Origin of the sequence: Gordonia sp. ALPHA1B1 (assembly GCF_005502615.1) — a bacterium.
GTDB classification, from domain to species: domain Bacteria; phylum Actinomycetota; class Actinomycetes; order Mycobacteriales; family Mycobacteriaceae; genus Gordonia; species Gordonia hongkongensis.
Genome location: NZ_SCOC01000017.1, coordinates 57058 through 79276, shown reverse-complemented (window position 1 = coordinate 79276; position 22219 = coordinate 57058). Strand labels below are relative to the sequence as shown.

General features: G+C 68.5%; 20 protein-coding genes and 1 pseudogene. 15 read left to right on the top strand and 6 right to left on the bottom strand.

The genetic code is table 11. From position 1 onward, the window contains the following. The first annotated feature begins 3 nt into the window (after positions 1-3). A complete protein-coding gene (locus FFS52_RS13430) occupies positions 4-582 on the top strand; it encodes an orotate phosphoribosyltransferase (protein ID WP_137809980.1) in 579 nt (192 codons plus the stop codon). Further along, positions 575-1276 (top strand): RNA methyltransferase, encoded by a 702-nt coding sequence (locus tag FFS52_RS13425; protein WP_137809979.1) that lies wholly within the window; start codon positions 575-577, stop codon positions 1274-1276. Before FFS52_RS13430 ends, FFS52_RS13425 begins: the two co-directional genes overlap by 8 nt. A 43-nt stretch (positions 1277-1319) precedes the next feature. Here the strand turns inward: FFS52_RS13425 and FFS52_RS13420 are convergent, their stop codons facing one another. Beyond that, positions 1320-2054 (bottom strand): VTT domain-containing protein, encoded by a 735-nt coding sequence (locus tag FFS52_RS13420; RefSeq protein ID WP_137809978.1) that lies wholly within the window; start codon positions 2052-2054, stop codon positions 1320-1322. Positions 2055-2281: 227 nt separating this feature from the next. On the opposite strand from FFS52_RS13420, the gene fbaA reads away from it, so the two are divergent. Further along, positions 2282-3319 (top strand): class II fructose-bisphosphate aldolase, encoded by a 1038-nt coding sequence (fbaA, locus tag FFS52_RS13415; protein ID WP_137809977.1) that lies wholly within the window; start codon positions 2282-2284, stop codon positions 3317-3319. A gap of 90 nt (positions 3320-3409) precedes the next feature. Here the strand turns inward: fbaA and FFS52_RS13410 are convergent, their stop codons facing one another. Together FFS52_RS13410 and FFS52_RS13405 are read right to left on the bottom strand one after the other, a co-directional pair. Continuing rightward, positions 3410-3700: a hypothetical protein gene (locus FFS52_RS13410; RefSeq protein WP_238994940.1), complete on the bottom strand. Its 291-nt coding sequence runs from the start codon at positions 3698-3700 to the stop codon at positions 3410-3412. Further along, positions 3697-5487, bottom strand: a complete 1791-nt coding sequence (locus FFS52_RS13405) for a hypothetical protein (protein ID WP_137809976.1) — start codon at positions 5485-5487, stop codon at positions 3697-3699. The genes FFS52_RS13410 and FFS52_RS13405 overlap by 4 nt, the downstream gene beginning before the upstream one ends. A gap of 379 nt (positions 5488-5866) precedes the next feature. Between FFS52_RS13405 and FFS52_RS13400 the strand changes: the two genes are divergently transcribed. The 5 genes and pseudogenes from FFS52_RS13400 to FFS52_RS13380 all read left to right on the top strand — a co-directional run bounded on the left by FFS52_RS13400 (position 5867) and on the right by FFS52_RS13380 (position 10791). Next, positions 5867-6319: a DUF3151 domain-containing protein gene (locus tag FFS52_RS13400; RefSeq protein ID WP_065629570.1), complete on the top strand. Its 453-nt coding sequence runs from the start codon at positions 5867-5869 to the stop codon at positions 6317-6319. 42 nt (positions 6320-6361) lie between these two features. Beyond that, positions 6362-7486, top strand: coding sequence for an FUSC family protein (locus tag FFS52_RS13395; RefSeq protein ID WP_137809975.1), 1125 nt, complete (start codon positions 6362-6364; stop codon positions 7484-7486). A 48-nt stretch (positions 7487-7534) separates the two neighbouring features. Beyond that, on the top strand, positions 7535-8449 hold the full coding sequence (locus FFS52_RS13390) for a cation diffusion facilitator family transporter (protein ID WP_137809974.1): 915 nt from the start codon (positions 7535-7537) through the stop codon (positions 8447-8449). A gap of 49 nt (positions 8450-8498) precedes the next feature. Beyond that, complete coding sequence (locus FFS52_RS13385; protein ID WP_137809973.1) at positions 8499-9323, top strand: polysaccharide deacetylase family protein; 825 nt, start codon at positions 8499-8501, stop codon at positions 9321-9323. A 115-nt stretch (positions 9324-9438) separates the two neighbouring features. Then, positions 9439-10791 (top strand): annotated as a pseudogene (locus FFS52_RS13380) (MFS transporter). A gap of 8 nt (positions 10792-10799) precedes the next feature. Here FFS52_RS13380 and FFS52_RS13375 read toward each other — a convergent pair. Then, complete coding sequence (locus tag FFS52_RS13375) at positions 10800-11456, bottom strand: hypothetical protein (RefSeq protein ID WP_137809972.1); 657 nt, start codon at positions 11454-11456, stop codon at positions 10800-10802. An 81-nt stretch (positions 11457-11537) separates the two neighbouring features. On the opposite strand from FFS52_RS13375, the gene FFS52_RS13370 reads away from it, so the two are divergent. Then, entirely contained in the window at positions 11538-12824 is a 1287-nt protein-coding gene (locus tag FFS52_RS13370) for an adenylosuccinate synthase (protein ID WP_065629574.1), read from the top strand. A gap of 329 nt (positions 12825-13153) precedes the next feature. Further along, positions 13154-14707 (top strand): adenylate/guanylate cyclase domain-containing protein, encoded by a 1554-nt coding sequence (locus tag FFS52_RS13365; RefSeq protein ID WP_137809971.1) that lies wholly within the window; start codon positions 13154-13156, stop codon positions 14705-14707. A gap of 9 nt (positions 14708-14716) precedes the next feature. Here FFS52_RS13365 and FFS52_RS13360 read toward each other — a convergent pair whose 3' ends face one another. After that, positions 14717-15115 carry a hypothetical protein gene (locus FFS52_RS13360; RefSeq protein ID WP_068971291.1) on the bottom strand — a complete coding sequence of 133 codons (399 nt, stop codon included), beginning with the start codon at positions 15113-15115 and terminating at the stop codon, positions 14717-14719. A gap of 191 nt (positions 15116-15306) precedes the next feature. After that, positions 15307-16899, bottom strand: a complete 1593-nt coding sequence (locus FFS52_RS13355; RefSeq protein WP_137809970.1) for a Na+/H+ antiporter — start codon at positions 16897-16899, stop codon at positions 15307-15309. Between the two features lie 43 nt (positions 16900-16942). On the opposite strand from FFS52_RS13355, the gene FFS52_RS13350 reads away from it, so the two are divergent. The 5 genes from FFS52_RS13350 (at position 16943) to FFS52_RS13330 (ending at position 22112) form a co-directional block, all read left to right on the top strand. Next, a complete protein-coding gene (locus FFS52_RS13350) occupies positions 16943-17299 on the top strand; it encodes a UBP-type zinc finger domain-containing protein (RefSeq protein WP_137809969.1) in 357 nt (118 codons plus the stop codon). 79 nt (positions 17300-17378) lie between these two features. Then, on the top strand, positions 17379-19070 hold the full coding sequence (purT, locus tag FFS52_RS13345) for a formate-dependent phosphoribosylglycinamide formyltransferase (RefSeq protein WP_137809968.1): 1692 nt from the start codon (positions 17379-17381) through the stop codon (positions 19068-19070). A 15-nt stretch (positions 19071-19085) separates the two neighbouring features. After that, on the top strand, positions 19086-19565 hold the full coding sequence (locus FFS52_RS13340) for a DUF456 domain-containing protein (RefSeq protein WP_137809967.1): 480 nt from the start codon (positions 19086-19088) through the stop codon (positions 19563-19565). Positions 19566-19707: 142 nt separating this feature from the next. Then, the gene (locus tag FFS52_RS13335) at positions 19708-20820 is read left to right on the top strand and encodes a ferredoxin reductase (protein ID WP_137809966.1); all 1113 of its coding nucleotides are present in this window, start codon (positions 19708-19710) and stop codon (positions 20818-20820) included. Positions 20821-20828: 8 nt separating this feature from the next. After that, entirely contained in the window at positions 20829-22112 is a 1284-nt protein-coding gene (locus tag FFS52_RS13330; protein ID WP_137809965.1) for a fatty acid desaturase, read from the top strand. Positions 22113-22219 lie beyond the last annotated feature (107 nt).

Below are 22219 nucleotides of genomic sequence, written 5' to 3'. Positions count from 1 at the left end.
CGCATGTCCTCGTCCGCCCCGGTTCCCGCCGAGACCCCGCAGGTCGATCCGACCGCGAAGGCGCGGCTCGCCGAGCTCGTCCGCGACCTCGCCGTGGTCCACGGCAAGGTGACGCTGTCGTCGGGCAAGGAGGCCGACTACTACGTCGACCTGCGCCGCGCGACGCTGCACCACGAGGCGTCCCGCCTCATCGGCCGGCTGATGCGGGAACTGACCGCGGACTGGGACTACGTCGCCGTGGGCGGTCTCACCCTCGGGGCGGACCCGGTGGCGACGTCGATCATGCACGCCGACGGGCGGCCGATCGACGCTTTCGTCGTCCGCAAGGCCGCCAAGGCACACGGCATGCAACGCCAGATCGAGGGCCCCGACGTCGTCGGTCGCGACGTGCTCGTCGTCGAGGACACCAGCACGACCGGCGCCTCACCGTCCACGGCTGTCGAAGCCGTGCGCGGTATCGGCGGCAACGTCGTCGGGGTGGCCACTGTCGTCGACCGCGCAACCGGCGCGGACGCGGTCATCACCGGTCTCGGCGTGCCGTACCGCTCGCTCCTCGGTCTCGGCGACCTCGGGCTTGCCTGAGGCCGGCCCGGCGGGTTCCGCCGACGAGTCCGGCGCGGTACCCGGTCCCACCGAATGGCAGACCGGGCCGGCCGTGGGAGTCGGGCCCTGGGCCGTCGAACATCCCGGTGAACCCATACCCGCCGACCCGCGCCTCGACGCCGAGTTGCTCGCCCACGGCGACACCCGCAACGTCGTCGACGCCTACCGGTACTGGTCGCGCGAGGCGATCGTCGCCGACATCGATGCCCGGCGGCATCCGCTGCACGTCGCCATCGAGAACTTCGCCCACGACGCCAACATCGGCACCGTGGTGCGCACCGCCAACGCCTTCGCGGTGGCCGCCGTCCACATCGTCGGACGACGTCGGTGGAATCGTCGCGGAGCGATGGTGACCGACCGCTATCAACACCTGATGCACCACGAGACGGTGGCAGATCTCATCGACTGGGCTCGTGACGAGGAACTGACCGTGGTGGCGGTCGACAACACGCCGGGAGCCCTGCCGCTCGAGACGGCGGATCTACCGCGCGACTGCGTGCTGGTCTTCGGGCAGGAGGGTCCGGGGGTCAGCGACGACGCGCAGCGCGCGGCCGACCTCACCGTGTCGATCGCGCAATTCGGTTCGACGCGCAGTATCAACGCGGGCGTCGCGGCCGGGATCGCCATGCACGCGTGGGTCCGTCAGCACGCGGACCTCGACGCCGCGTGGTGACGGGCGCGGGTGGCTTCGACTCGGCGCCGCGTGGTGACGGGACTCAGTTGGCGGGAGGGGCGGAGTTGTTGGCCTCGTCGGAGGCGGGGAGGGGCTCCTCCTCGACGACCTTCTTCCGCGAGCGCAGGATGCGCTTGACGATCTCGGAGATGATCGGCAGCACCGAGATGAAGACGATGAACAGGAAGATGTAGTCGATGTTGTCGCGGATGAACTCGATCTGGCCCAGGAAGTAGCCGAGCAGGGTGACACCCGCACCCCAGGCGATCGCACCGACGATGTTGTACGTGAGGAAGATCGGGTACCGCATCTTCGCGGCGCCGGCGACGAGCGGCGCATAGGTGCGCACGATCGGGACGAAACGCGCGAGGATGATCGTCACCGGGCCGTGCTTCTCGAAGAACTCGTGCGCTTCCTCGATGTAGACCTGCTTCAGGATCTTCGCGTCCGGCCGGAACAGCGAGTACCCCGCCTTCTTGCCGATCCAGTAGCCGACCTGGTCGCCCAGGAACGCCGCGATGGGGATCAGGACGAGCAGCACCCACAGCGGGGCGAAGGGCTCGATCTCCGCCGACTTCGCCGCGACGATGAGGCCCGCGGTGAAGAGCAGCGAGTCGCCGGGGAGCAGCGGGAACAGCAGACCCGACTCGATGAACACGACCAGCAGCAGACCGGCCAGCATCCACGTGCCGAACGAATTCAGCAGGTTCACCGGATCCAGGAATCCCGGTAGCAGCGCCAGGTTGGTGGTCGTGGTGGCAAGTGCGGAGTCGATCACGGGGAGCCAGAGTACCTGCGCGTCCGTCGAGGACAGAATCTCACGGGTCCGCCACCGCCGTTTTCCAGCAGGTCCGGGCACGAATGGTGCCCGCGCCGGGCGATGTGGCACCTGCCATACTGGGAGAAGTCCGGCCGCGGGAAGTCCGGCTGCTCGCCACCGAAACATCAGTCGACGGCGAGAGAACCCGAACACCAGAGCACATCAACACCCTGGAGGATTCGTCGATGCCCATTGCAACCCCGGAGCAGTACGCCGAGATGTTCGACAAGGCGAAGAAGGGCGGTTACGCATTCCCCGCGATCAACTGCACCTCGTCGTCGACGATCAACGCCGCGATCAAGGGTTTCGCCGATGCCGGCAGTGACGGGATCATCCAGTTCTCGACCGGTGGCGCCGAGTTCGGGTCCGGCCAGGGTGTCAAAGACATGGTGACCGGAGCGGTCGCCCTCGCCGAGTTCGCGCACGTCGTCGCGGCCAAGTACGACGTCCTGATCGGTCTGCACACCGATCACTGCCCCAAGGACAAGCTCGACACCTACGTCCGGCCGCTGCTGCAGATCTCGCAGGAGCGCGTCGACGCCGGTCGCAACCCGCTTTTCCAGTCGCACATGTGGGACGGCAGCGCCGTACCGCTCGACGAGAACCTGGAGATCGCCAAGGAACTGCTGGCCAAGGCGGGCGCGGCCAACATCATCCTGGAGATCGAGATCGGCGTGGTCGGCGGTGAGGAAGACGGCGTCGAGAACGAGATCAACGACAAGTTGTTCACCACCCCCGAGGACTTCGAGAAGACCATCGAGGCGCTCGGTGCCAGCGACTCCGGCAACCGTTACCTGCTCGCGGCGACCTTCGGCAACGTGCACGGCGTCTACAAGCCGGGCAACATCAAGCTGCGTCCCGACGTCCTCAACACCGGCCAGGAGGTCGCGGCCAAGAAGCTCGGCCTCGGCGATGCCGCCAAGCCCTTCGACTTCGTGTTCCACGGCGGTTCGGGCTCGCTGAAGAGCGAGATCGACGAGGCCCTGAGCTACGGCGTCGTGAAGATGAACGTCGACACCGACACGCAGTACGCCTACAGCCGCCCGGTCGCCGGCCACATGTTCAGCAACTACGACGGTGTGCTGAAGGTCGACGGCGACGTCGGCAACAAGAAGGTCTACGACCCGCGCAGCTGGTCCAAGAAGGCCGAGACCAACATGAGCGAGCGCGTCGTCGAGGCGTGCAACGACCTCAAGTCCAACGGCAAGTCCCTGACTGCCTGACAGACGCACAGCACTCTGCCCGCGCCCTGAAAGGGGTGCGGGCAGAACTGTTTTCAGGCTTGGAAGGCCCGGTCCCCGCGGCGGCCGGGTTCAGGTGATGGCGAGTCCGACGACGACCGCAGCCGCGAGTGCGACCATCACGAGCGCCGCGATCACGACGGCCGGGTCGACACGCGACCGCGATCGCCGCGGCGGTTCGACCGGATAGGGCCGGATCCGGGTGCTCGGTACCCGGTTCTCCTCGAGACGGTTGTCCGCGGCGGGACGCGGCCGCGGCGCCGATGCGGCGGGTGCCACCGGACGGGACGGCGGGGTGTAGAAACCCGGCGTGGAGCGGCCACCCGGTCCGGGCGGCGGGCCCGGCCGGTGTCCGCTCGTCACGTGGGGTTGCACACCTTCCAGTCGTCGCCGTCGCGCTGCAGGTTCAGCGTGACGGTTTCGGGCTGGTCCGGGGCGTTGGTGTGCACCGCGACGACTTCGACGACGGCCTGATCTCCGCCCTCGACGACCCGGACCGCGTTGATTCCCTGCGTCTGTACGAGCTCGTTGCGAGACCGCTGGGCCTCGTAGGTCCGCTCGTACGCGGCGTCGTCGAAGTCGGTGTAGAACGCATTGAGTTCACCGCAGGTGACCGATCGCAGGGTCTCGAGGTCGCCCTCGTAGAGCGCGGTGGTGTAGTCCATGGCCACGGTCGCGGCTTCGTCCGCGGGCGCCGGTGCCTGCAGGCTGCTGTAGGCGAAGATACCGCCGACGACGGCCACGATGGCCACCACGATCGCTGCCGCGGCGATCAGCAGACCCTTGCCGCGCTTCTTGCGCGGTGCCTTGGGGTCACTGCCCGGGATGACCTGGGGCTCGCGGTCGGTGGTCGTCCATCCGGCGGTCGACGCGGCCACGGCCGGCTCCGGGGTCGTCCGCGCGTCGTCGTCGGCCGGCGCGTCGGGCTCGGTCCGGGCTTTGGCGGCGGCGGATGCCGCTACTGCCGCCGGGATGACGGCCGTCGCCGCGTCCGAACCGGAGTCGTCCTCGTCCTCGGTGTCGGTGTCGGCGTTGTCCGGCTCGGTGGCGTCGGTGTTCTCGCCGGTCGGGACGGCGATCGCCTCGGTGGGGGAGTCGGCGTCGGAGTCAACGTCGGCGGCAGCGTCGGTCTCGGTCGGCGAGTCGACCTCCGTCACGGCCGAGTCGTCTGCTGTCGAGGCGTCTGCTGTCGCCGCGTCCGCGGGGGTCTCATCCTGGACAGGCTGTTCCGCGACCGGCTCCCCCGGTGCTGGTTCGGTCTCGACGCCCTCGGCCTCTGCGCCCTCTGCCTCGACGCCCTCGGCTTCGGCCGGCTCGTTCTCGGCGTCCGAGTCGGCTACGGGGTCCTGGTGCGCCTCTGCCTCGTCTGCTGCCGCCTCGTCCGTCGCTGCCTCGTCTGGCGCCACGTCGGTATCCACGGACTCGGACTCGGCCTCGTCGTCGGAGTCACGAGTCGTTCCGGCTGCCACGGCCGCAGCGCCCGCCGCGGCCACACCGGCGCTGACCGCGGTGCCCGTCGACGGGTCCGTGTCGTCGTCGGCGAGCACCGGTTCGGCGTCCGCACCGGTGTCCTGGTCCGACTCGGGTTCGGGTGCGGAGCCGGACTCGGTGGACGCGGTCTCGGCGTCGGAGCCCTCGGTCGTGGAGTCGGCGCTCTCTTCTCCGGCGGACGCTGCCTCGGGCTCCGGGGCCGTCGGGTCGATGTCGTCGAGGTCCTCGAGCTCGGCGGCGTCCGGGAGATCAGAGCGACGGATGACGGTGGTCGCGGAGTCGCTCGGGCCGAGCCGGGCCGGTGCCGGCGGGGCGGCCTCGGCGTCGCCGGGCTCGGTTCCGTCGGTCTCCGCGGCGTCGGGCGCCTCGCTGAGCGGGTCGATGTCGTCCAGGTCTTCGAGGTCCTCGGCGGACGGGAGGTTGTCGCGGTTGATGATCTGGGTGGCGCCGTCGATCCCACGCCCACCTCTCGGGGTGGGTGCCGCGGGTTGCTTCGCATCCTTGTCCGGCGCGTCCTTGTCCGTCGCGTCCTTGTCGGTCGCTGCCTTGCGCGTGGTGGTCTCCTCGGACGTGGACGCGTCTGTCGTGGACTCCGCTGGGGTCGCCTCGGTCGGGGCGGCCGTGTCGTCGGCGGTCTCGTTCTCGGTGGGATCGTCCACGGGTGGCTCGTGACCCTCTCTGCTGGTGCTGGGTGGAGCGGCGTCGGTGCCGGTCGGAACAGTATCGGGGGTCGGCCGCGTGTCCGTCTGACGAGCCCGGCGCTCGTCCCGCACCTGCTTGAGCGTCGACAGAGCCTTGGTGACAGCGGCTCTCGGCCTGTCGGATCGCGCCATCGACTGAATCACCCCGCATCTCGCCTGTGCACGACTACGGCCCGGCCGCCCGGCGTCGCCGTTCAGCGGCGGGCAGCAGGACCGATTGCGCCATTCACCCTAGCGAACGGCCCGGCGGTCCAGCACTAGGGCATTTGATCGAATGGGCGCCGGCCGCCGCGAGCGAACGGCGTCGGAGTCCGCAGGCGGTGCTTGAATAGAGGACATGACGTCTTTCGGAGATCTACTCGGCCCGCAACCCGTTCTGCTCACCGGGGACGACGACGCCGAATCGGACCTGCTCAACGGCGCCGCGCCGGCCGCGGTCGCAGCCGCACACCCGACCGCCTCGATCGCCTGGGCCTACCTGGCCGAGGCGGCTCTCGAGTCGTCGAAGACGGCCTCCGCCGGCGACGACATCGACACCGCCGCGGTCATCGCGGCCTATGCCTACGCCCGGACCGGTTACCACCGCGGCCTCGACCAGCTCCGACGCCACGGTTGGAAGGGTTTCGGGCCGGTGCCGTGGAGTCACGAACCCAACCGCGGCTTCCTCCGCTGCGTCGGGGCACTGGCCCGGGCCGCCGAATTGATCGGCGAGGAGGACGAGCACCTGCGCTGCCTCGACCTGCTCAACGACAGCGACCCGCGCGCGGCCGCCGAACTCGGCCTCGTGTGATCGCACCGAGTCGATCGGTCACCTGCGGATGACGTCCGCCTGATGGCTCCGAGTGCCGCGAACCCGTCGTACCCGCGCCGGGTGTTCAACGCGATGCCCGCGCCTCTGAAGAGCCGCCTGCGCCGGCTGCGCGTGTCGCTGGTCCCGATCGTCCAGTGCGCGCTGGCGGCGGGGGCGTCGTGGTGGATCGCGGTGGAGATCTTCGATCATCCCGATCCGTTCTTCGCGCCGATCGCCGCGGTGATCTCGCTCGGCCTCTCTCTGGGACAGCGCTGGCGCCGGGCCGCCGAACTCGTGGGCGGCGTCGCGATCGGCATCCTCGTCGGCGACCTCTTCATCAGTCTCGTCGGCGAAGGCGCCTGGCAGATCATGGTCGTCGTCGCACTGGCGATGACGGTGGCGGTCTTCCTCGACGACGGACCGCTCGTCCCCATGCAGGCCGCCTCGTCGGCCGCGCTGGTCGCGACGCTCCTCCCGCCCGGTGGGGTGGCGGGTTTCCATCGCGCGATCGACGCCCTCATCGGCGGGCTGGTGGGCATTCTCGTGGGTGCGTTGCTGCCGGTGAACCCGGCCAGCCGGGCGCGACGCGACGCGGCGGGCGTCCTGGCGACCGTTCGTGACGCGGCACGCCAGCTGGCCACCGGACTCCGCGAACGCGACGAGGAGCTCATCGCGGCCGCCCTGGAATCCGGTCGCGGGACGCAGGCCGAGATCAACAAGATGCGATCGGACATGACCGGCGGCCGCGAGGTCACCCGCATCTCGCCCCTGTACTGGGGATCGAGGATGCGGCTGGACCGGATCTCGGCAACGGCCGACCCCATCGACAACGCGGTCCGCAACTTCCGGATCATCGCCCGGCGTTCCCTCGGCCTCACCCAGCGGGGTGTCGCGGTGCAGCCGGAGCTGATCGAGATCATCGACGATCTCGCCGGGGCGTTCGAGGTGTTACGCGCGATGATGATGGCCGACCCCGGCGACGAACCCGATCAGGCCGATGCCGCGCGGGTGATCCGCAGCATCGTGCGCAAGGCGCGTGCCGATCTGGTGACCAACAGCGAACTGTCGGAGGCCGCGCTGCTCGCCGAGATCCGTTCGCTGCTCGTCGACCTGCTGATGACCGCGGGTCTGCGCCGGTCCTCCGCGTTGGCGACGCTGCGGAGCTGACCAGCCTGTTGCCACATATGCGAACTTCTGCATATATTGACCGGCATCATGGGGCACTCACATTCGCACTCGCACGCGCCCGCCGCCGGGACCGCGGGGCAGCGTCGGCTCTGGCCGATGGTGCTGGCGGTCGGGCTGATCGGCAGCTACTTCGTCGTCGAGCTCGTCACCGGCATCCTGGTGAACTCGCTGGCGCTGATCGCCGACGCCGGACACATGCTGACCGATGTCGTCGCGCTCGTGATGGGCCTGATCGCGCTGTTGCTCGGCCGGCACGGGCGGATCACCGACACCCGTAGTTTCGGCTGGCATCGCGCCGAGGTGTTCACCGCGGTCGCCAACGCCGTGCTGCTGATGGGGGTCGCCGCCTTCGTGCTCTACGAGGCGGTCGAGCGGATCGGCAGCGATCCCCAGGTCCCGGGGCTCACCCTGATCGTCGTCGCGCTGGTGGGCCTCCTCGTGAACCTCGGGGTGATGCTGCTGTTGCGGGCCGACGCAAAGGAATCGATCGCGGTCCGCGGCGCCTACCTGGAGGTGCTGGCCGATGCCGTCGGCAGCGTCGGCGTACTGGTGGCCGGCATCGTCGCCATGACGACCGGGTGGGGTTACGCCGACATCGTCGTCGCGGTGCTGATCGCGCTGTGGGTGGTCCCGCGGGCAGTGCGGCTCGCGCTCGACGCGCTGCGGATCCTCAACCAGCAGGCGCCGGCCCACGTCGACGTCGAGGCCCTGCGGGCCGATCTGGCCGACATCCCCGTCGTCGACGACGTGCACGACCTCCATGTCTGGACGCTGACGACCGGGATGGACGTCGCCACCGTGCATCTCGGCAGCAGCCGGCCCAACGGTGAGGTGTTGCCGGCCGCGCAGGACGTCCTGGCCCGCCACGGTCTCGAACACGCGACGGTGCAGATCGACCCCGACGACCACCAGCGACGTTGTCGTGACGAGATGACCTGGTGACCGTGCGTCGTGGCGCCGTGAATGTCGGTTATGCCCTACGTTTCGGCGAATGGAACGACGCGATTTTCTCGCGGTGCTCGCCGCCGGCACCGTGGGGGCTCTGACCTCGAGCGCCCTCGTGGGCTGCGCGACGCCGGTCCCGGCGGCCGAAATCGACCCGGCCGATGGGCCGTCCACGCCGCCGCGGACGACCAGCACGACGCCCGTCCCGTCGTCGGGACTGTTGCCGCCGGCGGTCGGAACCCGCCGACCGCTGCCCGACGGGGCCATCACCGCACTGCCCGGTCCCGGCCGGTGTCTCGCGCTCACGGTCGACGACGGCGCGAGCTCGGAGGTGATCGGCGCCTATGTGAAGTTCGCCCGGGACACCGGTGCCCGGTTCACCTTCTTCGTCACCGGCTCATTCGACGGCTGGACCGACCACCGCAGCACCCTGCGGCCGCTCGTCGAGTCCGGCCAGATCCAGCTGGGCAACCACACGTGGAGTCATCCTGCGCTCACCGAGCTGTCCTCGCGCGGGGTGGCCGACGAACTGCGGCGGACCAAACGGTTCCTCCGCAACCAGTTCGGTGTCGACGGGACGCCGTACTATCGCCCGCCGTTCGGGTACCACGACGCTGGCGTCGACGCGGTGGCCGCCGACCTCGGTTACACGGTGCCGACCCTCTGGTACGGCTCGTTGTCCGACTCCGGCCTGATCACCGAGAAGTACCTCATCCGTTGCGCGCGCAAGTTCTTCCGTCCGCAGAGCATCGTCATCGGCCACGCCAATCACGAACCGGTGACCAAGGTGTATCCGGAACTCGTCGAGATCATCCGAAATCGCAAGCTGCGCATGGTGACACTCGACGACTACTTCGCCGCGGGCCGCTGAGGTCCGACCGCCCCTCCCGTGGCGACGGCGAGGTGCGGACGCCGACCGCAACTTTTCGTTCACGCTGATTCGTAGTCGTCGGATCGGGGGGCCGCGTCGTTACCGTGTGTCGGTCATGGCTACCTCCACACTTCCACCCGTGCTCGCCGGTGAGACCGACGTCGAACGTCGCAAACGGCTCCGGACCGTCGTCGCCGCAAGCCTTCTCGGCACCACCGTCGAGTGGTACGACTTCTTCCTCTACGCGACCGCGGCGAGCCTCGTGTTCAACCAGTTGTTCTTCCCCGACCAGAGCTCGTTCGTCGGCACCCTGCTGTCCTTCGCGACGTTCGCGGTGGGCTTCGTCGTGCGCCCGATCGGCGGAGTCGTCTTCGGGCACATCGGCGATCGCATCGGCCGCAAGCGCACGCTCGCGATCACCATGGTGATGATGGGCGTCGCGACCGCCCTGATGGGTGTGCTGCCCACCGCGGAGACGGTCGGTGTGCTCGCCCCGATCCTCCTGCTCCTCCTGCGCATCGTGCAGGGTTTCGCGCTGGGCGGGGAGTGGGCAGGTGCGGTGCTGCTGTCGGTCGAGCACAGCCCGGACGGCAAGCGCGGTCTGTTCGGGAGCATCCCGCAGATCGGCCTGGCCCTCGGACTCGCCTTGGGCACCGGAGTGTTCGCGCTGCTGCAGGTGGCCCTCGACGAGCAGGCGTTCCTGACCTACGGCTGGCGCATCGCGTTCCTGGTGAGCATCGTCCTGGTGGTCATCGGGTTCGTCGTGCGGTTGAAGGTCGACGAGACGCCGGCGTTCGCCGAAGTGGCCGAGCTCGCCAAGAAGTCCACGGCACCACTGCGCGACGTCGTGGTCCCGCCGAACACGCGGAACACCGTCCTCGGCCTCCTCGCCCGGTGGGGTGAGGGGTCGGCCTTCAACACCTGGGGCGTCTTCGCGATCGCCTACGCGACCAGCGAACTCGACATGGAGAAGGTCCCGGTCCTGGTGGCCGTGACCATCGCCTCGCTCGTGATGGCGGCCCTGCTGCCGTTCTCCGGACTGCTCACCGACCGGTACGGCGCCAAGACGATCTACCTGATCGGGATCACCGCCTACGGCGTGGCCGTCTATCCGGTCTTCGCACTGTTCGGGACCTCGAACCTGCTGTGGTTCACCGTGGGACTGGTGATCGTCTTCGGGGTGATCCACGCACTCTTCTAGGGCGCGCAGGGCACCCTGTTCGCGAGTCTGTACCCGACCCCGGTGCGGTACACCGGACTGTCGGTCGTCTACCAGTTCTCCGGCATCTACGCCTCGGGCCTGACGCCGCTGATCCTGACCGCGCTGATCGGGGCGGCCGGCGGGTCACCGTGGCTCGCCGCCGGCTACCTCGTGCTGACCGCGATCATCAGCGTCGTGGCCACGACGCTCATCCGGCGCGACGATCTCCACCTCACGACGGGCCCCCAGGCGCGGCCGGTCGCCTGAGTCCCGGATCAGGGGCGCACCAGCAGGAGATCGGTGACGTGGCGGTAGAACGTCGAGCGCTTGAGCACGCGCGGGTTCACGACGCCCTCGCGCTCGACGACGACGTTGGTCCCGCCCGTCTGACACGCGCGCCCGGTGAACCACTTGCCCGGCAACAACATCCGCTCCACCTGCGCGCGGAGGCCGGGTGCGGTCAGGGTCGGTTCGATGAGGATCGAACGCACCTCGCCGTCGAAGAGGCGCTCGTTGTCGACGTAGGTCTCACCGTGCAGCTTCGCGCCCTCGGCGCCCAGGTGACGCGCGCTGCCGACGATGACGGTCGCGGCGTCGTCGCGGATGAGCGGCACCGCGACCGCCGAGCCGTGTTCGGCGAGCTCGCGGGCCGCCGGCCCGTGCGGCAACCGGTAGCGACGCGTCGCGGGCGTGGCCTCGGCGGAGACGTATGCGATCTCGACGTCGAGTCGTTCGGTGACCATCAATGCGGCCAGCACCTGGGACAGGAAGATGTCGTTCTCGTGCGCCACGGTCGGTGCGAAGCGCTCCGCGACGCGCGGCTCGACGACGAGTCGGGTGACGCCAGGATCAGTGAGGGCGTCGGCGACCGCGGCGCGGACGGCCTTCTTGTCGTCGGCGCGGCTGGTCTGGCTCAGAAGGGCAAACGGCACGCGGATAGCGTATCGAGCGCGCCGACCCAGTAGTGTTGGTCAGGTTTGGTCCCAAGCGCGCCACACAAAGGAGTACCGGACATGGCCGCGATCGTGCTTATCGGAGCCCAGTGGGGTGACGAGGGCAAAGGCAAAGCGACCGACCTCCTCGGAGGCCGGATCAACTGGGTTGTCCGCTACCAGGGTGGCAACAACGCCGGGCACACCGTCGTACTCCCCACCGGGGAATCCTTCGCGCTGCACCTCATCCCGTCCGGCATCCTGACGCCCGGCGTGCAGAACGTCATCGGCAACGGCGTGGTCGTCGACCCCGGCGTGCTGCTCACCGAGCTCGGCGGCCTCGAGGACCGCGACGTCGACACCTCCGGCCTGCTGATCTCAGCCGACGCGCATCTGCTCATGCCGTACCACGTCGCGATCGACAAGGTCACCGAGCGCTTCCTGGGCAACAAGAAGATCGGGACCACGGGTCGCGGCATCGGCCCCTGCTACCAGGACAAGATCGCCCGCGTCGGCGTGCGCGTCGCCGACGTCCTCGACGAGAAGATCCTCACCCAGAAGGTCGAGGCGGCGCTCGAGCTGAAGAACCAGATCCTGGTCAAGATCTACAACCGCAAGGCCCTCGACCCGGCGCAGGTCGTCGACGAGGTCCTCGGGCAGGCCGAAGGATTCAAGCACCGCATCGCCGACACCCGGCTGCTGCTCAACCAGGCCCTGGAGAACGGCGAGACGGTGCTGCTCGAGGGCTCCCAGGGCACCCTGCTCGATGTCGACCACGGCACCTATCCGTATGTGACGTCGTCGAATCCGACCGCCGGCGGCGCCGCGGTCGGCGCCGGCATCGGACCCAACAAGATCACCACCGTCCTGGGCATCCTGAAGGCCTACACCACCCGCGTGGGCTCGGGACCGTTCCCCACCGAACTCTTCGACGAGTGGGGCGCCTACCTCGCCAAGACCGGCGGCGAGGTGGGTGTCACCACCGGTCGCGCCCGCCGCTGCGGCTGGTTCGACGCCGTGATCGCCCGCTACGCGACCCGCGTCAACGGCATCACCGACTACTTCCTCACCAAGCTCGACGTCCTCTCCAGCCTCGACACCGTGCCGATCTGCGTGGCCTACGAGGTCGACGGTGAGCGCGTCGAGGAGATGCCGATGACCCAGACCGGCTTCCACCACGCGAAGCCGATCTACGAGGAGATGCCCGGCTGGTGGGAGGACATCTCCCAGTGCAAGACCTTCGACGAACTGCCCCAGAACGCGCAGAACTACATCCTGCGGCTCGAGGAGCTCTCGGGTGCGCACATCTCGTGCGTGGGCGTGGGTCCGGGACGGGACCAGACGATCGTGCGGCGCGAGATCGTCTGACCCTTCGCTCCTGGGGTTTCGGCGGCTTGGCGGCCGTCGAGGTCTACGAAAGAACACCCGTGAGCGTCTGATTTCATGCTCCCTGAGGTGCGAGCGAAGCGAGCCACGAAGGGCTCGCAACGTGTCTCACCAGGCCCTTCGTGGCTCGTCGCTTGCGCTCCTCGCACCTCAGGGGCCAGTGGGGCGGCGGGCAGTTGCTTGCGCTCCTCACACCTCAGGGAGCAATGGGGTCGCTTTCTTCGGATTAGAGAGCAGGGTTGGGGTGGGGTGATGCTCCGCTCGGCGAGCTCGTCGCGGAATCGCGGTCGGCTCGTGATTAGCTAGTGCCCATGCGTGCCAAGCGGGGGAGTCGCGACTACGGGTCCATCCTGCTCGGCTCCGTCGGCGAGAGCTCGGTCAAACAGCGGGTCCGCATCCAGACGCTGCTGACCGCGTCGATCGTGGTGGCCAACCTGTTCGGGGCGATCGTCGCGGTCGCGCTCACCGCGGTCGGCATCCCGCAGCCGACCATCTTCACCGCTGAACTGTGGTGGGTCAACTTCATCGTGGTGCCCGTCTACATCACCGCAGCCTTCGTCGTGGGAATCGGATGGGGCACCTACGTCGGCGTCCGTGATCTGCGCTGGGCGATCCGCGACGTCGCGCCGACCAAGCGCGATGCCCGTCGGACGATGCGGCTGCCGTGGCGGTTGTCACTGGTGCAGGGATTACTGTGGGGCATCGCCACCGTGATGCTCACCATCATGTACGGGATCGTCGACCCGCAGCTGATCCCGAAGACGCTGTTCGTGGTGAGCCTCAGTGGCGTCGTGGTGGTGGCGATCTCGTATCTGTTCATCGACTTCACGCTGCGTCCCGTTGCGGCGGAACTGATCTCGGCCGGACACCGTCGACGCAAACGCACCGGTGTGAAGGCGCGCTCGGTCGTCTCGTGGATGGTGGGTTCGGCGATCCCGATCATCGGCATCCTGCTGGTGCTGGCCTTCGGGCTCGCGCGGGACGAGACCTCCAAGCTCGACCTGTTCGTCGGGGCCACGGTCCTCGGGGTCACCGCACTCTTCACCGGCCTGCTGCTGACGCTGCTGTCGAGCATGAGCGTCACCGGCCCCATCCGCAGCGTGCGCGCCGGGATGAACCGCGTGAGCGACGGTGACCTCGACAACGCCGACCTCGTCGTCTACGACGGCACCGAACTCGGCGACCTGCAGGTCGGTTTCAACTCGATGGTCGCCGGACTCCGTGAGCGAGAACGGATACGGGACCTGTTCGGGCGGCACGTGGGCCACGAAGTCGCTGAGGCGGCCATGTCGTCGAACCCGGAACTCGGTGGGACCGAACGCCTCGCCGCCACGCTGTTCGTCGACGTCATCGGATCGACGACACTTGCCGCACAGCGCCGTCCGACCGAGGTGGTCGAGATCCTCAACAAGTTCTTCGCGGTCATCGTGCGGGCGGTCGAGGAACACGACGGCCTGGTGAACAAATTCGAGGGCGACGCGGTGCTCGCCATCTTCGGTGCACCCATCGACCTCGACGACGCCGCCGGCAGCGCTCTTGCCGCCGCTCGCGACATCGCCCGTGGCCTGGCCGAGGAGGTGCCCGACCTGTCGGCCGGGGTCGGGGTCAGCCGCGGGGCCGTGGTCGCCGGGAACGTCGGTGCCATCGAGAGATTCGAGTACACCGTCATCGGTGACCCGGTCAACGAGAGTGCCCGCCTGTCGGAACTGGCCAAACGGGATCCGCGGCGGCCGTTGGCCTCCGGACGGGCGGTCAAGGCCGCGCAGCGGGACGAGGCCGAGCGGTGGGAGGAGCAGGAGACCACCTCGCTGCGCGGCCGGACCGAGGAGACGACCGTGTTCGCCGCATTTGTCGACGACGAGTGAGGGTCTCGCTCAGCCGATCGCGTCTTCGGAGCTGATCAACCGCCCGTCCGGGCCGACGATGCTCAGGCCCAGTCCGTCGAAGACAGAGTACTTGTACCCGTTGTTGTAGGCGACGTAGTAGTGACGGCCGCTGCCGTTCTCCTGCACGTGCACCTCGGACACCGGGATGCACAGGGTGTTCCCACTCGAACGCGCGACACCCCGGTACTCGAGGGTGCCGTCGGCGCGCCACTGACAGATCGACGCCGCCGACCGGTCGGTGACGACGGAGGTGACGGTCCGTTGTCCGGCATCGCAGGACGGTGCCGAGGGCGCGGCAACCGCGGTCGAGGTGCCGACGGCGAGCGCGCCGGCGGTGAGAACGAGGGAAGCGCCGGCAGTGGCCAGGCGGGTGATGGTCGTGTTCATGAGAGCGAAGGTAGGACAGGGCTTGTCGAGTGGGAATGGGCAGAACTCCCCGGGTTCGTTCGGATGGGGGACCCTTCGAGACGCCCTTCGCAAGCTCCGGGCTCCTCAGGGAGCGAGGGGGGTCGCCCGCAAGCTCCGGGCTCCTCAGGGAGCGAGGGGGGTCGCCCGCAAGCTCCGGGCTCCTCAGGGAGCTAGGCGTCCCGGTCGCCCTGTCCCTCGGCGAAGTCGAGCCGGCGCAACGCGATTCGCAGGACCTCGTCGTCGATGCGTCCGGCGTCGCGTTCGGCGATGAAGACCGCGCGCTGGATCTGCAGGATCTCCGTCCGGAGTCGTGCCCCGGCGGACGTCGGACTCTCGCCGAGATCCTCGGGACCCCGGCCGAGTTCCTCCCAGGCCACATTGCGCTGCGTGGTGATCCACTTGCGCAGCATCGCCACCTGGAGCCGGCGCGGATCGTCGTCGGACAGTTCCGCGGCGTACTCGTCGAGGCGCCGTTCGGATTCCCGGGACGCACGGTCCTGCGCGGCCGCATACGCCAGCCGGTCCTGGGCGCGCTCGTCGCCGCTCACCCCGAGGAAGCGGATGACCCAGGGCAGGGTGGTGCCCTGGATCAGCAACGTCCCCACCACGACCACGAAGGTCAGGAACAGGATCTCGGCGCGGGCGGGGAACGGTTCGTTCGTCTCGGTGTAGACGGGGATGGCGAACGCGGCGGCCAGTGACACCACGCCACGCATACCGGCCCAGGAGACGACGAACACCGACGCCGGACTCGGCGGCGGCTCGCGGTCGCGGATCCGTCGCGAGAGCAGTCGGGGCAGATAGGTCGCCGGGTAGACCCAGACGATGCGCACGAGGATCGTCGCTGCCAGGACCGCCGCGGCGTCGATGGCGATCTGCGTCCACGACTTGTTCTCGACACCCTCGATGAGCATGGGCAGCTGGAGCCCGATGAGCAAGAAGACGAACGACTCGAGGATGGTGTCGATCGACTTGCGCACCGCCTCGTCCTGCAGGCGCGTCGCATAGCCCAGGCGCACCGATCGGTGGCCGAGGTAGAGACCGGCGGTGACCACCGCGATGACACCCGAACCGTGCAGTTCCTCGGCCGCGTAGTACGTGGCGAACGGGACGATGATGCCGATGGCGGTCTCCATCGGCGGGTCGGTGAGCCAGACACGCACCCAGGACACGACCACCCCGACGAGGAGGCCCACGATCAGGCCGCCGAGGGCGGCCACCGCGAACGTCAGGACCCCTTCGCCGACCGTCGCGGTGGCCCCCACCGCCGCGGCGAGCGCGATCCGGAACGCGGTCAGGGCGGTCGCGTCGTTGAGCAGGCTCTCGCCGCCGAGCAGCGTCATCATCCGGCGCGGCAGACCGAGCCGGCGGCCGATCGCCTGCGCCGACACCGCATCGGGCGGTGCGACGACGGCCCCGAGGACCAGCGCCGCCGCGAGCGGGAGGTTGGGGACGACGAGGTATGCGACGTACCCGACGACGAGCGTCGTCACCAGCGGCAGGCCGACCGCGAGGAATCCGATTGCACGCCAGTTGGCGCGGAACGCCTGATATGAACTCTCCTGCGCGGCCGAGTACAGCAGCGGCGGCAGGATGAGGAAGAGCACGAGCTCGGGTTCCAGGGCCACCGACGGCAACTCGGGAATCCATGCGATCCCGAGACCGACGGTGACCAGCACCAGCGGCGACGACCAGCCATAGCGACGACACAACGCGGCGACCGCCACGGCGATGACCGCGACCAGCAGTAGCGATGCGCCCATTCGAGCGACTCTAATCGCGCCGGCCCGATGGATAATGTCGGGCATGAAGATCTTTCGGCGGAAGTCATCGGCCGCGGCCGCGTCCGGGCCGGCGGGGTCCGGTTCCGACGCCTCGAGCACGGCGCGCTGCGTCGAACTGGAGTCGTTCGACGCCGCGCCGGCCGCCGACCCGGCGCCGGCATCGGGCGACGACCGCAGTTGCCAGGACTGTGTCGCGATCGGCGAGACCCACTGGGCACATCTGCGGAAGTGCCTGACGTGCGGGCACATCGGTTGTTGCGATTCGAGCCCGCGACGACACGCGACCGGTCACTTCCACGAGACCGGACACCCGGTCATGCGTTCGGCCGAACCGGACGAGGTGTGGCGCTGGTGCTTCGTGCACGAGGTGACGGGCTGATCACCCGACGGTCCTTGGTGTGTCCGACGAGGTGGAGGAGTACGCCGGGATCTGTGCTGGCGGCAAGTAGGATTTGAGGATGACGTCGAACAGCGAGAGTGCGACCAGCGCAGCCCAGCCGGCGCCGACGACCGGGCCGCCGGACGTCATCGGCACGCCGCTGAGTCCGACCGCGACCAAGGTGATGGTCCTCGGAGCCGGTGAACTCGGCAAAGAGGTCGTGATCGCGTTCCAGCGCCTCGGCGTCGAGGTCGTCGCCGTCGATCGCTACGCCGACGCGCCCGGCCACCAGGTCGCCCACCATGCCGAGGTCATCGACATGACCGATCCCGCCGCCCTGCACGCGGTCATCGACAAGCATCGTCCCGCGTACGTGGTGCCCGAGATCGAGGCGATCGCCACCGAGGCCCTCGTCGACGTCGCCGAACGCGGTATCGCCGAGGTCATCCCGACCGCGAGCGCTGTCGTCGCCACCATGAACCGCGAGGGAATCCGACGTCTCGCCGACGAGGAACTCGGGCTGCCGACGTCGCCGTATCTCTTCGCCGACACCCTCGAGGAGGTCACCGTCGCGGCCCGCCAGGTCGGGTTCCCGTGTGTGATCAAGCCCGTCATGTCGTCGTCGGGCAAGGGACAGTCGGTCGTGCGGGGCCCCGAGGAGCTGGCCTCGGCCTGGGAGACCGCGAACACCGGTGGTCGGGTGCAGGGCAGTCGCGTCATCGTCGAGGGCTTCGTCGAATTCGATTACGAGATCACCCTTCTCACGGTTCGTGCGATCGATCCGGCCACCGGCCGGCTCACGTCCCACTTCTGTGCGCCCATCGGTCACCGGCAGATCAACGGCGACTACGTGGAGAGCTGGCAGCCCCATGAGATGAGCACCGACGCGCACGCCTCGGCGACCTCGATCGCGGCGCGCATCGCCACCGCGCTCGGTGACGGAAAGCTGGCCGGGCGCGGCGTTTTCGGCGTCGAACTCTTCGTCAAGGGCGACGACGTCTACTTCTCCGAGGTCAGCCCGCGACCCCATGACACCGGCCTCGTCACGATGGCGACCCAGCGACTGTCCGAGTTCGAGATGCATGCACGCGCGATCCTCGGTCTCCCGGTCGACGTCACGCTCGCGTCCCCGGGTGCCTCGGCCGTCATCTACGGGCAACTCGACGAGCCGGCGATCGGTTTCGAGAACGTCGCCGCCGCACTTGCCGTACCCGAGACCGACATCCGGCTGTTCGGCAAGCCCGAGAGCTTCCACCGCCGGCGCATGGGCGTGGTCACCGCGACAGCCGACGACGTGCCGGTCGCGCGTGAGCGTGCCGTCCGCGCCGCGTCGCTCGTCACACCCGTGCCGGGCCGTCCAGCCGTTCGCAAGGCCGCCACCCTTCCGCCGACCCCGTCCCCGGCGCCTCCGCGACGCCCCGGGCCACCGCCCGGCCCGGTCGGCCCGGTCGGCCCGCCGCGCGGACCCGTGGGTCCGCCTCCCGGTGTACCGAAACCGCCGGGTGCGCCGCTGGGACCGCCGCCCGGTCGTCCGGGACCGCCGCCCGGGCCCCGGCCACCCGCACCGCGGCCGGCCGGGGGGCCACGCCCGGTACCGCCCGCACCGATTCCCCCGTCGGGGATCCCGCCGCGTCCGGCGGGCCCGCCGCCACGGCCGGCCCCGCAGGAACAGGACCCGCACGATCAGGCCCCGGCGATGACCTCGATGGTCAAGACCGACGACCGGCCCGCCGACGCGCGCCCCGGTGCGACGTCGAAGCCCGGCGAGTGATCGGACGAGGTCCGGGTGCCGTTTTGGGGTGAGCTGCTGGTCGCAGCGGTGATCTTGGTGGGCCTGGTGGGCATCGTCGTGCCGATCCTGCCCGGCACCTTGCTCATCGTCGGCGCACTGTTCGTCTGGGCCCTCGTCGTGGGTGGTTGGGCCTGGTCGGTATTCGCTCTGGCCCTCGTCGTCATCGGCATCGGCGAGGTGCTCAAGTATCTGATCGCGGGCCGGTCGCTGCGCGCGGACGCGATCCCGAACCGCACGATCGTGGTCGGCGGCCTGGTCGGCATCGTCGGCTTCTTCGTCGTCCCCGTCATCGGCCTGCTGCTCGGCTTCATCGTGGGTGCGCTGGCATCGGAACTCGTCCGCACGCGCAGCTTCGACGGCGCGTGGCGGGGCGCGTTCTCGGCGCTGAAGGCGGCGGTGAAGACGATCGGCATCGAACTCCTCTTCGCGCTGATCGCGACGGGCATCTGGACCGGCGGCGTCTTCACCTGGTGACCGAACGGGTCGCGGCACCGGTCGTGACCTGCCAGTATCAAATCTTGTGATCGCGGTCACCGATTGATGTGTACAGTCGTGCACCGAAGGGTAATACCGGTCAGTAACTCCAGCCGTGGGGATTTCTAGGGGAGGAGTCTGAGTGAACCTGTTGAAGTGGAGCAAGCGGCCGGCGGCCGGGGTCGAGGCCCGGAAACCGGAGGTCAACATCATCCGGGGTCTGGTGGCCCGAGCGACCACCCCGTTGCTGCCCGACGACTATCTGCACCTGATCAATCCGCTGTGGAGCGCGCGCGAGCTCCGCGGCAAGGTGCTCGACGTGACCAAGGAGACCGACGACACCGCCACCGTCACCATTCGGACGGGCTGGGGGTTCCCCGAGTCGTACAAACCGGGCCAGTATGTCGGGATCGGTCTGCAGATCGAGGGCAAGTGGCACTGGCGGTCGTACTCGTTGACGTCGTTCGGCGCCAACGAGGACAAGACCATCGCGATCACGGTCAAGGCGAACCCCGACGGATTCCTGTCGTCGCATCTCGTCGACGGCGTCAGCCCCGGGACGATCATCCGGCTGCAGTCGCCCAAGGGCGACTTCCATCTGCCCGAGCCGGTTCCGGGCAAGATCCTGTTCGTGACCGCGGGCAGCGGGATCACTCCCGTCATGGCGATGCTGCGTCAGCTGAGTTCGCACGGTCAGACACCCGACATCGTGCACATCCACTCCGCGCCCACCCGCGACGACGTGATCTTCCTCGACGAGATGGAGAAGCTCGCCGACGAGGCCGATGATTACGATCTGAATCTCCAGCTGACCAAGGAGATGGGCAAGTTCGACGTCTCGCGGATGGACGAGTGGGCACCGGACTGGCGCGAACGCGAGTGCTGGGCCTGCGGACCGGTGGCGCTGCTCGACGCGATGGAGGCCCACTACGAGGACGGCGGCCTGCGCGAACGGCTGCACGTGGAACGCTTCGCCATCGCCCGCACCGACCACGGTGGCGAAGGCGGGACCGTGAAGTTCGCGATCTCGGACAAAGAAGCCGAGATCGACGGCGCCACAACGCTGCTCGAGGCGGGCGAGAACCTGGGAATCCAGATGGCGTTCGGCTGCCGGATGGGTATCTGTCAGACCTGCGTCGTGCCGCTCGCCGGGGGATACGTGCGTGACCTGCGCACCGGCGAGGAACGTCGCGAAGGAGAACGAATCCAGACATGCATCAGCGCTGTGTCTGGTGAATGCACCCTCGATCTGTAGGAGGCTTCATGGCCATCACCGACATCGATCAATACGCACATCTCACCGAGAGCGACATCGAGACCCTCGGCGCCGAACTCGACGCCATCCGCCGGGACATCGAGGAATCGCGCGGTGAAGCCGACGCCAAGTACATCCGGCGGGCCATCACCCTGCAGCGCAGCCTCGCTGCCGGAGGCCGGCTCGCCCTGATGTTCAGCGACAAGAAGGTCGCCTGGGCGGCCGGAACCGCGATGCTCTCGCTGGCCAAGATCATCGAGAACATGGAACTGGGCCACAACGTGATGCACGGCCAGTGGGACTGGATGAACGATCCGGAGGTCCACTCGGCGTCGTGGGAGTGGGACACCACCTGCCCCAGCGTGCAGTGGAAGCACTCGCACAACTTCGTCCATCACAAGTACACGAACGTCGTCGGGATGGACGACGACGTGGGCTACGGAATCCTGCGCGTCACCCGGGACCAGCCCTGGGAGTGGTGGAACGTCGGTAACCCGATCTACAACCTGACGCTCGGTACGTTCTTCGAATACGGTGTCGCGCTGCATCACCTGGAGACGGAGAAGCTGCGCAACAAGGAGAAGACCTACCGTCAGGCGGCCAAGGATCTCCGGGTGATCGGCACCAAGGTCGGCAAACAGGCGGCCAAGGACTATCTGATCTTCCCGGCTCTGGCGGGTCCGAACTGGAAGACGACGCTCACCGCGAACTTCACGTCGAACATCATCCGGAACTACTGGGCGTACATGGTGATCTTCTGCGGTCACTTCCCCGACGGAGCCGAGAAGTTCACGGTCGACGAGTTCGAGAACGAGGACCAGCCGCGCTGGTATCTGCGTCAGATGCTGGGATCGGCCAACTTCAAGGCCGGACCGCTGATGCGATTCATGAGCGGGAACCTCAGTCATCAGATCGAACACCACCTGTTCCCCGACCTGCCGAGCAGCAGGTACGAGGAAATCGGTGTGCGTGTCCGCGAGCTGTGTGACAAATACGACCTGCCGTACACGACGGGGACCCTCCTGGGTCAATATGCCCAGTCGTTCCGGACCATCGCCAAGCTGGCACTGCCGAACTCGTTGTTGAAGGCGACGTCGGATGATGCGCCTGAGACGGCGTCGGAGCTGCGCTTCGCGATCCGGGAGGGGATGAGCGACCACTTCGGCGTCGACCCCGAGACCGGGAAGCGACGGGGTCTGCGGACGGCGTTGCGTGAATTGAAGAACTCGCCGGTGCGGTCGGCGCACGTGGGGCGGGCCGCGTCCGGGAGTCCGGGACGGAACCAGCACTGACACAACAGATGTCGCGCATCGTTGCGTATTCCGCGACGATGCGCGACATCTGCGAATCGCGCCCGGGCGTGGTGTGCCCGTGTCAGAATGTCGCACGTGCGCATCGG